Genomic DNA, 13,477 nt, shown 5'->3' on the forward strand with positions numbered 1-13,477 from the left:
AACGCCCACCTCCACCACTAAGCATGAACGTTGCAAGCACCGCTTGAGCCCGCCATGTGGTCGCTTAGTGTTCATGATCACGGGAAGTGGGTGGGCGGGCTTGCTTGCTCGCATGCTAGCCTCCTAGCATGAGCGAGCAGCAGCAGTTCAACGTGTACCTGCCACGCGATCTCGTGCGACAGGTCAAGCACGCCGCCATCGACGAGGGGGTCTCGCTCTCGAAGCTGGTCGAGCACGCGCTCACTAGTTATCTCGCCGAGCTCGAACGCCAGCACGGAACCGAGGGAAGGGAGCAGTCGTGAGACCCATGCCCATCCGATACGTACGCGACGTCGCGGCCGTCCGCCCGTTCTACGAAGCACTCGGCCTGACCACCGACTTCATCGGCCGCCCGCCCCGTCAAGGACAGCCAGCGTGGACAGAACTGTGCGGCGGGCACAGTGGACTGGCACTGCACCACGTCACCCCGTCCGACCCGCCGCCGCCAGCGGTCGAGCTCTCGTTCGAGGCAGAGGAACCGTTGGAAGCCGTCGTCGAACGCCTGTCCCGCGCGGGCTATGCGCCGGAATCGGCCATCGTCGACGAGTCCTACGGGCGCTCGTTCACCGTCCGTGATCCCGAAGGGCTGTTGATCCAGATCAATGAGCACGACCGCGAGCTACACGGCTGACGGCGCCGCTCCGCCAGCCGTTGAAGCCGACGAGCTCACGCACAACTTCGGCGCGACGAGGGCGCTCGACGGCACCACGTTCGCCGTCGAGCGAGGTGAGATCTTCGGGCTTCTCGGTCCGAACGGCGCAGGCAAGACCACCGCGATACGGATCTTGCTGACCTTGCTGGAACCGAACGGCGGCAAGGCCCGGGTCGCCGGACTCGACGTCACGCGACATCCAATTGGCGTGCGGCGGCGAGTCGGCTGGGTGCCGCAGGATCGAACTGTTGACCCACTCATGACGGCACGCGAGAACCTGACCTTCGCGGCTGGCCTCTACCATCTCGGCACCGCTGCGGGACGAGACCGGGCGGCCGAGCTGCTGCGGCTCGTCGACCTCGACGACGACGCCGATCGCCTCGCACGCGCCCTCTCCGGAGGCATGCGCCGCCGTCTCGAACTGGCTATGGGTCTGGTGCACGTGCCCGACGTCCTCTTCCTCGACGAGCCGACGCTCGGCCTCGACATCACCTCCCGCCGGCGGCTCTGGACGTACGTGCGCGAGATCCAGCGCACCGGCACTACCATCCTGCTGACCACGCACTATCTCGACGAGGCAGATGCGCTGTGCGACCGGGTGGCGATCATCCATCAGGGGCGGATCCAAGCTGTCGACACACCAGCCGAGCTGAAACGGGCCTTCGGCCGCGCCACCGTGCACGCGCGCCTCCCAGAGCCCGCACCCGAACTGGCCAAACGACTCGGCCGGCATCCGCACGTGCATCACATCCGGGTCGCCGGCGACGTGATCGAACTCGACACGGACGCCACCGTCCCGGCCACCGGGGCGCTCGTCGACGAATGCCGGGCTGCGGGGGCAGCACCGCTCGACCTGTGGACCCAGCGGGCGAGCCTCGACGACGTCTTCCTCACGCTGACCGGGCAGGAACTGCACACCGACGTCGAGAGCGACTCCCCGGAGATGACATGAGCGGCACGATCACCAGCGCGAGCGGCCCCGGGCGCCTCTCCGGCCTCGGCGTCGTCCTGTGGCGCGAACACCGTGCGATGCTGGGCCGCTGGATCGCCCGGCTGCGCCGGGAACCGTTGACGATCGCCGCCCTGCTCGCCCAGCCCATGATCTGGTTACTCCTCTTCGGGCACCTGTTCGCCGGGATGGCCAACACGGCGTCCGTGCCCGGCGACAGCTACGTGCAATTCATGACTGCGGGCGCGGTCGTGATGACCATCTTCAACGCGTGTCTGCAAGGCGGCGTCGAGCTGCTCTTTGATCGCGAGACGGGCCTGCTGTCGCGGATGTTCGCCGCGCCCGTTCACCGGATATCGATCGTCTCCAGCCGGTTCGTCTACCTCGTCGCATTGACGTCGGCGCAAAGCGCGATCATTCTGTTCGCCGCGTATCTCATCGGTGTGCGCTACGCCACCGGCCTGGCCGGTATCGCCGCCTGTCTCGCCATCGGCGCCGCATTCGGAGCGGGAGTCACCTCGCTGTCCATGGTGCTCGCGTTCTCCCTGCGCAGCCATTCCCAATTCTTTCCCATCACCGGTTTCGTCGGGCTGCCGCTGACGTTCGTCAGCAGCGCCCTGGTTCCCGTGGACCTCATGCCCAGCTGGATGCGCGTGCTTGCCGGATTGAACCCGATGACCCATGCGATCGATGGCGTCCGCAGCCTGGTACTACACGGCTGGCGGCTCGATGTGCTGGCGGCGACGGCCGGTGCATTGCTGCTCTTCGACCTCTGCTGTCTCGCCCTCGCCGCCTGGGTCCTGCGGCGCAAACTCCCATGATCATGAACACGAGAAGGCCCATGTGCTCGACACGTGTTCATGATCATGGGAACGTGAGGCACGAGGGTGCCCACCGCAAGCTCAGACACGGTGACACGCGAACGACACGGTTGCCGCGAAGCTCGGTACGGTACCGGTATGAGACGGCTCGTGGAGGTCACCAGCCGCGTCCTCGTAGGGACCAGCGACTTCTGCACCACGACGACGACCGTGATCGCCGCCGATGACGGCACCTGTCTCGTCGTCGATCCGGCCGCGCAGCCGGCCGAGATCGGCGAACTCGCGGCCGACCTGGGCGAACTCGGCCTTCAGGTGAGCGCGGGTTTCGCTACCCATCCGCACTGGGATCACGTCTTGTGGTCTGCCGAACTCGGCGACGTTCCCCGCTACGCCACCGCCACCACCGTCGACGTCATCGACGCTCAGCGGGATGAAGCGCTGCGCCTGGCCGAGGAGTCCGCACCCGGCCACGACCACACATTGTTCGGCCGGCTCACGCCGCTACCGACCAACACGAGTACGATCCCGTGGCCCGGGCCGACGGTTCGCGTCATCGAGCACCACGCACACGCGCCCGGACACGCGGCATTGCACATTCCCGGCGAAGGCGTCCTGCTCACCGGCGACATGTGTTCCGACATCGAGATCCCCCTGCTCGACCTGCGCCAGCCCGACCCCGTCGGCGACTACCGGCACGCGCTCGACGTGTTCTCCGCCGTCCACGGTGTCCACCGTGTCGTTCCCGGCCACGGGTCCGTCGGCGACGGCATCGAGCTGCACCGCCGGATCGAGGCCGACCGCCGCTACCTCGACGAACTCGAGACCGGCCGCGGGGACGACGATCCCCGGCTGACCGAGGACTGGCTCCGGCAGAGTCACCGCTCACACCTCGCACACATGGCCGCATGAGCATCGCTATGCTGCGGGCTATGGGAGAGGTTGCCGACAAGGTCCGCGCCACGCTCACCGACAGCGGCGCCGAAGGCGAGATCATCTGGCTCACGGTCGACGTGCCGACCGCGGCAGCCGCGGCCGCCGAACTGGGCTGTGAGGTCGGAGCGATCGCCAACAGCCTGGTCTTCGAGGCCGACGGCGCGCCGGTGCTGATCCTCACCAGCGGTGCGCACCGGGTCGACACGGCACATGTCGCCCGCGCTCTCGACGTGTCCAAGCTGCGACGGGCCACGCCCGAGTTCGTTCTCGAACACACCGCCCAGAAGGTCGGCGGCGTCGCCCCGGTGGGACATCCGCATCCCATCCGCACACTCGTGGACACCTGGCTCCAGAAGTATGAGCGGGTATGGGCCGCCGGTGGCGAAGCCGCCTGCGTCTTCCCGACCACGTTCGACGAGCTGCTCCACCTCACCGGCGGTACGCCCATGGACGTCGAGCCCTAGATGATTGAGTTTGTAGCGATCGTCGCTTGTTGATCGCGGAGCCGGAAGGAGTCAGACCAGCCTGCGCGGAATGTCCGTGGTCCAGTTCCGGGAGAACACGCGGTTCTCACCTTCGTATGCGTCGAGCTGTGCGTGAAGGTAAAAGGTGGTCGCGTCACAGGTGAGCACCTGCCGGGTTTCGGTCCGCACCCGCCAGCCGTCCCGGACGAACTCGTGTGTCCACCGGGTCTCGCCGCGCAGCGACGTGAAGTCGTCATTTGAGCTGCGGTACCACTCCCGCGCGGCCTGGCGCACCATCAGGTCGATGTCGTCCAGGACGTACGAGCCCTCATCGAGCGTGACCTCCAGCGTGGACTCGTCGGTCGACAGGTCCCGGATGACCCGCCAGTTGTGGTATGGCTCCTGCAGCTGGGTCTTCGGAGCGGCCGGAGCCGCCTCCGACGCGGAGAACGGCGTCAGTGTCGAGTCCTCGGCTCGGGGCGTGCGCACCGGGAGGTCGAGGACGCTGCGCACACCCCGGATCGTCAACCGCACCGGTTCCGGCGGTGCCCAGGCCAGCGGCCAGTAAGACGTGGAGATGGCAAGCCGCAGCCGATGCCCCGGCAGGAACCGGTGACCGATGCCGTTGAGCACCACCGGCACCCGGTACCACGCTCCCGGTTCGAGGGCCTGCGGCTCGGCGTGCGAGTCGCGGTGGCACAGGTTGAGAACGCCGTAGGTGACGCGCGTGGCCTTGTCGTCGGGCCCGATGTCGGAGAGGCGCGCCGCGACCATCGCCACCGGCCGATCGACGGAGAGCTCCAGGTCGACGACCGGCGCGCCGAGCAGTTCGAGCGGCTCTTCCAAGGGGTCACCGTCGAACACCAGCGCTCCACCGTCATCCTCGCGCTGGTCATACGGCAAGTCCGGCCCGGCACCGTAGGCACACCACTTCCCGGCGAACAATCCGATGGACAACGGCGAGCGCACGGAAAGCTCGTCCGGCTCGGGCGTCTCCGTCGCCTCACCCGTCGTCCCCGACCGATCTGCCGAGACGTCCTGCCCGTCCTCGCCATCCCGGCTTTCCGGCTCCAGCGCGTTCGCGGTGACGCGATACCGATGGGATCGGACGTTCGCCGTCGGCCAGCCAGGCTCGCCCACCCAGCGCCCGGGGCGGTGCTGCATCCGCGCCGCCGGTTCGGTGCTGTCCTGCACGTAGACGCGCAGCATCGGCTCGTCCATGATCCCGGTGTCGAGCTTCTTCAGCCAGAAGTCCCAGAAACGCCGGGCTTCCTGCAGGAACCCGATCGCGGGCCCGGGAACGCCCTCGTGCGGGTAGAGATGGCTCCACGGCCCGATCAGCCCGAGGCGAGGTGATTCCAGGGTCTCCATGAGCCGGAAGACGGCATTGGAGTAGCCATCGGCCCAGCCGCTGACCGCCATCACCGGGCACTTGATCCGGGAGATGTCTTCGGCCACCGAACCGTGCTCCCAGTACTCGTCCCGGTGGGGGTGGCTCATCCAGGTCTCTAGCCACGGCCGGTTCGCCTCCAGCCGTTCGAACCACATGTCCCGCCACCGGGAGCCGACGATCTCCGGATCCGGCGGGCAGGAGTTGCGTGCGAACATGACCGACGCCCAGGAAAGGTTGTCGCCCAGCAGGCAACCACCCATGTAGTGGACGTCGTCGGCATAGCGGTCGTCGGTGGACGCGACGGAGATGACCGCGCGCAGCTCCGGAGGCTGCATCGCGGCGATCTGCAGGCCGTTGAATCCACCCCAGGAGATACCGATCATCCCGACGTTGCCGTCACACCACGGCTGCGCGGCGATCCAGCTGAGGATCTCCACTCCGTCGTCGAGCTCCGTTTGCAGATACTCGTCGAGCAGCACGCCGTCGGAGTCGCCGCTGCCCCGCATGTCAACGCGGATGCAGGCATAGCCGTGGCCGGCGAACCACGCGTGAATCGACTGGTCCCGATTGCGCTTGTGATCGCGCTTGCGGTACGGGATGTACTCGAGAATGGCCGGAACCGGAGCGTGCTCGGCACCTTCGGGAATCCACATCCGCGCGGCCAGCCGGCAGCCGTCCCGGAGCGGGATCCAGGCATTTTCCACGTGGCGTACCGCCCAGGGAAAGGTGTCGACCCGCTTCACGTCCGTCATATATTGGCCTCCCGGATGCGCGGATCAGGCATGCTCAGATCCTGCGCGTTGCGTTCACCTTCGTCCGCGAAGTCGAAGCGCAACCGCTCGGCGCATTCGCGGTAGCGCTCCTCCAGTTCGGGGACCGAGTTCCCGCCGACGTGGATCCAGGCGAGCTCGTACGAGTAGGTGTCCTGGTAGGCGAGCTCGTGTAGCCACTGCCCGGCCCGGGCGCGGATCAGGATCCTGGTGTCCGGCACATCCCGCTCGATCGCGGCTACCTCTTCCGGTGACGGGACCCGCTCCACGTAAGCGTCGTCAACATGGCGGACGAAGAACTTCCCCGCATGGGCATATTTGCCTGCCCGGTGCGGCATCGACGGTTCCCGGTCGAGCGCGAGATCGAGCATCACCGCCTGGTTTGACACACCGTCCACCTTACTGAACAGGTCCGAATGCGACTCCGACAACCGGCTGTTGACCTCCAGCAACCACACCTGGTCGGCGCCCTCGTCCCAGAAGCATTCGACGTTCCAGGCGGACTCGCCCAGCCCGAGGGCCTCGACCGTCCGGCACGCCAGCGACTCCATGCGCTGCTGGACTCCCTCGGGAAGGTCAGAGGGATACCGGTAGCTCGCGAAGCTCACTCCCCCGGGCACTCTCAGGGAGTCGACGATGCCGTAGACCTTCGCCGTGCCGTTGTGCACGAACCCTTCGAGGGTGCACTGGCGTCCCCCGATGATCCCTTCGGCGATGCACCAGTCGCCGCGCACGTGGGCGATGTCCGGCGGCAAGTCGAGCATGTCCAGGACGTGGTTGAACGGCTCGGCGAGCTGGCCGATCTCGTTTCTGATCGTCTCCAGGCTCGTCACGAGAGTCTCGGGACCGTCGATGTGGAATCCAAGATACGACGAGTACGACATCACGGGTTTGAGCCAGAAGGGATAGTCGAGCCCGATCGACGATACGGCGTCGGCGGCGAACGGGTTCACGGCTTCGAAGGCCGGGATGGCGCCGGGAATGACCCAGTTCTCCACAACCCGAGCCCAGTACTTGTGCTCGCACGCGACGACGCCGGCGAGCGGCTTGTGCGGGATCCCCAGCCGCTCCGAAATGATCGGCACCATGCAATTGATCGGGAAATCCCAGAACCCGACCACGGCATCAACGGGACCGTCGAACCGGCTGAGTTCGGCCATGGCTTCCTCGACGAGCTCGGCGATCGGCAACCGGTCACCCTGCCGGATCCGCTCCATCGGAAGCAGGCCGTGAAATCGGCACTCGCGAGCCTGGGGCAGCTCCTCGAGCAAGGGTCGATGAAAGTCGTCAAGGCCGAGGACGAAGATCTCCCGTTTTCTCATAGCCCGATCGTATGCGCCTGGCGACGGCACCGTCCGTGCTCCGAGCCTGATCCGTGACATTCTCATGTCCGTCTTAAGTAGGCGGTCCACACTGAGGTGTCGTGAGGATTCTCGTCGTGGACGACGAGCCAGTGTTGCGGGAGTCACTGGCCCGGTCACTGCGCTTCGAGGGCTACACCGTCACCGTCGCGGCCGACGGCGTCGAAGCGCTGGATCTGCTGCCCGAAGTCCGGCCCGACGCACTGGTCGTCGACGTGATGATGCCGCGGATGGACGGTATCGAGGTCTGCCGCCGCGTCCGCACGGGCGGTGACCGGACTCCCATGCTGATCCTGACCGCCAGGGATGCGGTGCGCGACCGGGTACGTGGGCTGGATGCTGGCGCCGACGACTACCTCGTGAAACCGTTCGCCCACGAGGAGCTACTCGCCCGGCTGCGCGCGATCGTACGGCGCGTCGGTACGACCGACGACGAGCCACCGCTGCAGGTGGGAGACCTGCGTCTCGACCCGCAACGTTGGTATGTGGCCCGTGGTGACCGCGAGATCATCCTCACACGCACGGAGTTCAGCCTGCTTGAACTCCTGATGCGGCATCCGCGGCACGTGCTCACGCGCTCGCGCCTGTATGAAGGCGTGTGGGGATGTGACCTCGACGGTTCGACGAACTCGCTGGACGTCTACATCGGGTATCTCCGCAAGAAACTCGAGGTCGGCGGCGAGCCGCGGATGCTGCACACCGTGCGCGGTGTCGGCTACACGATCCGGGCCCCGGATGAGGAACCGGCGTAGGGAACGAGTAGCGAACGATGACACTACGCGCCCGGCTCGCGATCCTCACGTCCGCCGCGGTTGCACTGGCCATCCTGGCTGCATCCGTCGCAGCGTGGCTTCTCATCCGGTCGACGCTCCTCTCCGATGTCGACCAGCGGCTGCTCGACCGGATGCCCGACATCGAACGGATCTCCGAGATGACTCGCAGCCTCGACGACGCCGAGCAAACGACCCGGGCATCCGTCGTCCTGCAGGGTGAACCGATCGGCGTGCAACGGGTGGAGTCGGACGGTCGTATCGTCGCCTCCGTCCCGCCCGGCGACGTCGCGCTGACCTTCGACCCGGACGAGCGTGCACTCCTCGAGGGAGATGGCGACGATCCGGTCCTGCGCACGGAGACGATCGACGGCGCATCGTACCGGGTGATGAGCGCGGCGCTCAGTGGCGACATGATCCTGCGAATGGTTCACCCCCTCCACTACGTCGGGAGCACGATGACCCGGATGACCTGGCTGCTCGTCGGTGTCGCGAGCGTCGGTGTCGCATTCGCCGGCGGGCTGGGCTGGGTGATCACCCGGGCCGGTCTGCGACCGGTCGACGAACTCGCCGACTCCGCGGAGCAAGTCGCCGCGACCAAGGATCTCGCTTACCGCATCGAGACGGACGGCAGGCAGCGCGACGAGGTCGCCCGGCTCGCAGATTCGATCAACGCGATGCTCGCTGCGCTGGATAGCGCACGAACCGAACAGCGCCAGCTCGTCGAGAACGCCGGACACGAGCTGCGGACACCACTCGCGACGCTACGCAACGACCTCGGTCTCCTGCTCCGCGCGGAGCAACACCCGGAGCGCAGCCTCGACGCCACCGATCGGGAGCGCCTCCTGCACGATCTCGAGTCCGAGGCCGCCGCGCTGTCCGACCTCGTCGGGGAGCTCGTCGAGCTCGCCCGGGGTGGGATCGAGCCGGAACCGCTCCTGGAAACCGACCTGCGAGCCCTCGTCGATCGCGCCGTGACCCGGAACCGGCGGGTCAGCCCACGAGTCACCGTCACCGTCCACGGTCCGAGCTTCGAAGCCCCGGTGCGCCCCGCGATGCTCGAACGAGCAGTCACCAATCTCGTACGGAATGCCGTTCAGGTCAGCGAAGAGGGAGGGCTCGTCGAGGTGCAGCTGGACGAAGCCGGGGCGTGGGTCAGCATCTGCGTGTTCGATAGCGGCCCGGGCATCAGCAACGACGACATGCCCCATCTCTTCGACCGGTTCTACCGCGGCGAGAACGCGCGCGAACGGCACGGATCCGGGCTCGGCCTGGCCATCGTGGCACAGGCCGCAGAACAGCACGGCGGAAGTGTCGAAGCAGCCAACCGTCCCCGTGGCGGCGCGGCCTTCACGTTACGCGTTCCGTCCACATTCTCAGGAAGCTCTTAACCGAAGCCTAAAGACATCCTATCCGCGACCGGAATCGTGGTCGGTGACGGAGGGACTCCACGGGCGAGCCGGACGCCTGCTGGAGAGCCCCTCCGTCACCAACAGCGCACAGCTATCCGTGAAAGGGAACCGATCGCGATGAACCAACCCCTGAGAAGCCGGTCCCTGATGCCCCGACACGCGTCTACGGCTCCGAGGGAAGGCACCCGTCTGGCCCGGGTCACGGCCGTACTCGGCCTGTTTCTCGCTGCCACGCTCACCGCGTGTGGGTCCGAGGGCGACGAGACGGCTGCCTCCGAGGGCTCGGCTTCCGAGGGCTCGGCCGGCGAGCAGAGTGATGCGGGAACGAGTCAGGAAGACCAGATCCTGGCGTTCTACCAGTGCCTGCGGGATCAGGGCATCGACGTCGAGGACCCGCAAGGGCTCGGACACGACGGCGGCATGGCGGCCGCGCCGGACGGCATCGATCCGGACGATCCACAACACCGGGAGGCCGTCGAGACATGCCAGGAAGAGCTCCCTCCCATCGAAGACGGTGCGGATTCCATGGGAGAGAACCTGGCCGATACCGAATCGATGATCGAATTCGTCGAGTGCATGCGGGACAACGGTTTCGATATGCCCGATCCCGATTCCGAGGGTGGGCTGACGATCCCCGAGGGCGTGGACCCCGACTCCGCAAAATGGAAAGACGCGTTGGAGGAGTGCCAGGAGCACATCTCCGGTGGAGGAGTACGGATCCGTCGATGAGCGGGCACGAAACGGATCACGACAGCGAGCACACCCGGCCGCGCCGTGGCAAGTGGCGCCTTCTATGGCTGGGACTCGGCGTACTGGCTCTCGCCGGTGCTGGAGCCGGCTACTGGGCCAGCACGCAGGAAGATACCGCCGAGGCCATGGACGAGAGCGCCGGGCCAGCCGACACCGCCGAGGTCGTCCGCGAGACGATCTCGGATACCAGAAGATTCGAGGGCACGCTCGGCCACGGTGATGCCTACACCGTGCCCGCATCCAGCGACGGTGTGGTCACCGGCATCGCCGATCAGGGGTCCGCGGTCGAACGCGGAACCGAGCTGTATCGCGTCAACGAGCAACCGGTGATCGCGATGTACGGCTCGGTGCCGATGTATCGCGATCTCGAGCTCGGTCACAGTGGCGTCGACGTCGAACAGCTCGTCGCCAATCTGACCGAGCTGGGGTATGCCGACTGCGACACCGGCGACGAGTTCACCTGGTGTGTCCAGGAGGCGGTCGTCGAGTGGCAGGACGACATCGGGGCAAGCGAGACCGGCAGCGTCGCACGCTCCGACGTCGTCTTCGTCGACGCGGGAAGCCGGGTGGACACCATCCGGGCTGACGTCGGTGGCGTCCTCTCGCCAGGGACCCCGGTTCTCGACCTCACCACATCCGACCAGGTCGTCAGCCTCGAGGTGGATGTCACCGATCGCGACCTTCTCGCCGTCGACACCGAGGTCTCCGTCGAACTTCCGGGCGGTGACGTGGCATCCGGCACCGTGACCGCCGCGAACGTCGTCCCGGCCGGGGACGCTGAGGAGGGATCCGCGCCGGGAACCGACGAGACGGGCGGATCCGAGGACTCGGTCGCCAAACTCGAGGTCACGCTGGACGAGAAGGTCGCAGAATCCCTGCTCGGCGGTCCAGCTGACGTGGTCATCGACGTCGATGAGCAGCCCGGCGTCCTCACCGTCCCGGTCAACGCGCTACTGGCACTGTCCGACGGGGGTCACGGTGTCGAGGTCGTCGCCGGCGACGGGTCAACGTCGATCGTCCCCGTCGAGACGGGACTGTTCGCCGACGGCCGGGTCGAGATCTCGGGTGAGGGAATCGACGAGGGCACGGTCGTGGGGGTGGCCGGACGATGAACGCGCAGACATCCGTCGTCCATCTCACCGGCGTCAGCCGGCTCTATCCGGGGCATCCTCCGGTGCGCGCGCTCGACGGCGTCAGTCTGAGCATCGAGCCGGGCGAGATGGTCGGCATTGTCGGCCCGTCCGGCTCCGGAAAGTCGACGATGCTCAACATTCTGGGCACGCTCGACCGGGCGGACTCTGGAGTGGTGCGCATCGACGGTCACGACGTCGCCGAGCTGGCCGACCGGCAGCTGTCCGCCCTGCGGGCGTGGCGGATCGGCTTCGTCTTCCAGCAGTTCTTCCTCTCCCCCGGTGTGAGCGCACTGGACAACGTCGCCGACGGTCTTCTCTACACGGGCATGTCGCTGCGGAAGCGCCGCTCGCAGGCACGCACCACATTGGAGCACGTCGAGCTCGGCGATCGCACCCACCACAAGCCCCACGAGCTCTCCGGTGGTCAACGCCAGCGGGTCGCGGTGGCGCGCGCCCTTGCGGGACGGCCATCGCTACTGCTCGCCGACGAACCCACCGGGGCGTTGGATTCGACGTCGGGCGCGGCCGTGATCAAGCTCCTGCACGAGCTGCACGATGCCGGAACCACGATCGTGGTCATCACCCACGATCACGATGTCGCGAAAGAGCTGCCGCGCCAGATTCACATCTTGGACGGCAAGATCGAGTCCGACGAGAGGGCACGCCAACCATGAGTACCGACACGCCTGCCCCCTCCCGGCTACGTCCGCGCGACACTGTTCGCGTGGCGTTCTCCGGGCTGCGCGCCCGCCCGCTGCGTGCCGTTCTGTCCGCCCTGGGGATCGCGGTCGGCATCGCCGCGATGGTCGCCGTGGTCGGCATCTCGGCCAGCAGCCAGGAACGGGTCAACCAGCAGCTTCGTGAACTGGGCACCGATATGCTCACGGTCTCGCCGGGAACGTCGTTCACGGGCGAGGCGAAGCTTCCCGAGGGCAGCGTCGACATGATCGATCGGATCGGCGCGGTGAACACGTCGAGCGCCGTCGGCATGCTCGACGACATCAACGTCTACCGCAACGACGAGATCGATCCCAACCATACGAATGCTCTCGCGGTGACAGCCGCACGTACCGACCTGCTCGACACCGTGAGCGGGTCCGTGGCCTCGGGCCGCTGGCTCGACGACGCACTCGCCGACTACCCCGCGGTGGTCCTCGGCTCCACGGCGGCGGAGCGGCTGGGCATATCACGGACCGATGGAAGTATCGAGGTGTGGCTGGGTGACCAGTGGTTCACCGTCGTCGGCGTCCTCGACCCGGTACCTCTCGCACCCGAGCTCGACAGCGCGGCGATGATCGGCTGGCCGATCGCCACCGACCTGTTCGACTTCGACGGATCGCCCACTACCATCTACGAACGTTCCGGCGAGGAGTCGGTGGACGAGGTAGCTGGGCTACTGCCGTCGACGGTCAACCCGTCGAATCCGGAGGAAGTCGAGGTCAGCCGCCCGTCGGATGCGCTGGCCGCCCGGGCGGCCGTGGACGAGACGCTGAGCGCGCTGCTCCTGGCACTGGGCGGCGTCGCCCTTATCGTCGGCGGTATTGGCGTGGCCAACACGATGGTCATCGCCGTGCTCGAACGGCGATCCGAAGTCGGGTTGCGCCGCGCGCTGGGCGCGACCCGGCCACACATCCGCCGCCAGTTCCTGGGCGAGTCGATCTTGCTCGCCGGGCTCGGCGGCGTGGGCGGTGCGCTGCTCGGCGGCCTGGTGACCGCGGCCTTCGCCGCCAATCGTGGGTGGCAGGTCGCCGTACCGATGTGGGTGCTCGGCGGTGCGGCGGCCGCCACCATCGTGGTGGGTGCACTCGCCGGGGCATATCCCGCCGCCCGGGCCGCACGCATGCCGCCAACCGCCGCCCTCGCTACGGCATAGACACTCCCATCTCCGCTGATCATGAAGACTCGTCGACACCGCCCGCCCCAACCGAACAGCGATCGCCGTCATCGACTCACCCCCCGCCCGACCCACCGCAATCTCCTCACGCTCGCACAACGACAACCTCGACGCCATCAACGCCCACCTCCACCAC

At 67.2% G+C, this 13,477-nt stretch carries 14 protein-coding genes and 1 pseudogene; 12 read left to right on the top strand and 3 right to left on the bottom strand.

What is annotated here, in order from left to right:
- Positions 1–128: 128 nt before the first annotated feature.
- The 6 genes from DPM12_RS20685 to DPM12_RS20710 all read left to right on the top strand — a co-directional run bounded on the left by DPM12_RS20685 (position 129) and on the right by DPM12_RS20710 (position 3,858).
- Positions 129–302 carry a ribbon-helix-helix domain-containing protein gene (locus DPM12_RS20685; RefSeq protein WP_112260252.1) on the top strand — a complete coding sequence of 58 codons (174 nt, stop codon included), beginning with the start codon at positions 129–131 and terminating at the stop codon, positions 300–302.
- 5 nt (positions 303–307) lie between these two features.
- On the top strand, positions 308–670 hold the full coding sequence (locus DPM12_RS20690; RefSeq protein WP_112260253.1) for a VOC family protein: 363 nt from the start codon (positions 308–310) through the stop codon (positions 668–670).
- Positions 642–1,643, top strand: a complete 1,002-nt coding sequence (locus tag DPM12_RS20695; RefSeq protein ID WP_112260254.1) for an ATP-binding cassette domain-containing protein — start codon at positions 642–644, stop codon at positions 1,641–1,643. The genes DPM12_RS20690 and DPM12_RS20695 overlap by 29 nt, the downstream gene beginning before the upstream one ends.
- On the top strand, positions 1,640–2,461 hold the full coding sequence (locus tag DPM12_RS20700) for an ABC transporter permease (protein WP_112260255.1): 822 nt from the start codon (positions 1,640–1,642) through the stop codon (positions 2,459–2,461). The genes DPM12_RS20695 and DPM12_RS20700 overlap by 4 nt, the downstream gene beginning before the upstream one ends.
- A 138-nt stretch (positions 2,462–2,599) precedes the next feature.
- Positions 2,600–3,370 carry an MBL fold metallo-hydrolase gene (locus DPM12_RS20705; protein ID WP_112260256.1) on the top strand — a complete coding sequence of 257 codons (771 nt, stop codon included), beginning with the start codon at positions 2,600–2,602 and terminating at the stop codon, positions 3,368–3,370.
- Positions 3,367–3,858 carry a YbaK/EbsC family protein gene (locus tag DPM12_RS20710; RefSeq protein WP_211659193.1) on the top strand — a complete coding sequence of 164 codons (492 nt, stop codon included), beginning with the start codon at positions 3,367–3,369 and terminating at the stop codon, positions 3,856–3,858. The genes DPM12_RS20705 and DPM12_RS20710 overlap by 4 nt, the downstream gene beginning before the upstream one ends.
- Positions 3,859–3,909: 51 nt before the next feature.
- Here DPM12_RS20710 and DPM12_RS20715 read toward each other — a convergent pair whose 3' ends face one another.
- Positions 3,910–5,994 (bottom strand): CocE/NonD family hydrolase, encoded by a 2,085-nt coding sequence (locus DPM12_RS20715; RefSeq protein ID WP_425467623.1) that lies wholly within the window; start codon positions 5,992–5,994, stop codon positions 3,910–3,912.
- Between the two features lie 5 nt (positions 5,995–5,999).
- Positions 6,000–7,343, bottom strand: a complete 1,344-nt coding sequence (locus DPM12_RS20720) for an ATP-grasp domain-containing protein (RefSeq protein ID WP_112260259.1) — start codon at positions 7,341–7,343, stop codon at positions 6,000–6,002.
- A 101-nt stretch (positions 7,344–7,444) separates the two neighbouring features.
- On the opposite strand from DPM12_RS20720, the gene DPM12_RS20725 reads away from it, so the two are divergent.
- The 6 genes from DPM12_RS20725 (at position 7,445) to DPM12_RS20750 (ending at position 13,320) form a co-directional block, all read left to right on the top strand.
- Positions 7,445–8,134 (top strand): response regulator transcription factor, encoded by a 690-nt coding sequence (locus DPM12_RS20725; protein ID WP_112260260.1) that lies wholly within the window; start codon positions 7,445–7,447, stop codon positions 8,132–8,134.
- 17 nt (positions 8,135–8,151) lie between these two features.
- Positions 8,152–9,543 carry a HAMP domain-containing sensor histidine kinase gene (locus DPM12_RS20730; protein ID WP_112260261.1) on the top strand — a complete coding sequence of 464 codons (1,392 nt, stop codon included), beginning with the start codon at positions 8,152–8,154 and terminating at the stop codon, positions 9,541–9,543.
- A gap of 168 nt (positions 9,544–9,711) precedes the next feature.
- Positions 9,712–10,293: a hypothetical protein gene (locus tag DPM12_RS20735; protein ID WP_112260262.1), complete on the top strand. Its 582-nt coding sequence runs from the start codon at positions 9,712–9,714 to the stop codon at positions 10,291–10,293.
- Positions 10,290–11,426 (top strand): efflux RND transporter periplasmic adaptor subunit, encoded by a 1,137-nt coding sequence (locus tag DPM12_RS20740; RefSeq protein WP_112260263.1) that lies wholly within the window; start codon positions 10,290–10,292, stop codon positions 11,424–11,426. The genes DPM12_RS20735 and DPM12_RS20740 overlap by 4 nt, the downstream gene beginning before the upstream one ends.
- A complete protein-coding gene (locus DPM12_RS20745) occupies positions 11,423–12,121 on the top strand; it encodes an ABC transporter ATP-binding protein (protein WP_112260264.1) in 699 nt (232 codons plus the stop codon). Before DPM12_RS20740 ends, DPM12_RS20745 begins: the two co-directional genes overlap by 4 nt.
- A complete protein-coding gene (locus DPM12_RS20750; RefSeq protein ID WP_112260265.1) occupies positions 12,118–13,320 on the top strand; it encodes an ABC transporter permease in 1,203 nt (400 codons plus the stop codon). The genes DPM12_RS20745 and DPM12_RS20750 overlap by 4 nt, the downstream gene beginning before the upstream one ends.
- A gap of 42 nt (positions 13,321–13,362) precedes the next feature.
- On the opposite strand, the pseudogene DPM12_RS24390 reads toward DPM12_RS20750, so the two are convergent.
- Positions 13,363–13,458 (bottom strand): annotated as a pseudogene (locus DPM12_RS24390) (helix-turn-helix domain-containing protein); the annotation flags it as partial.
- Positions 13,459–13,477 lie beyond the last annotated feature (19 nt).

Origin of the sequence: Phytoactinopolyspora halophila, assembly GCF_003287285.1 — a bacterium.
In the GTDB taxonomy this organism is placed as follows: Bacteria; Actinomycetota; Actinomycetes; order Jiangellales; family Jiangellaceae; genus Phytoactinopolyspora_A; species Phytoactinopolyspora_A halophila.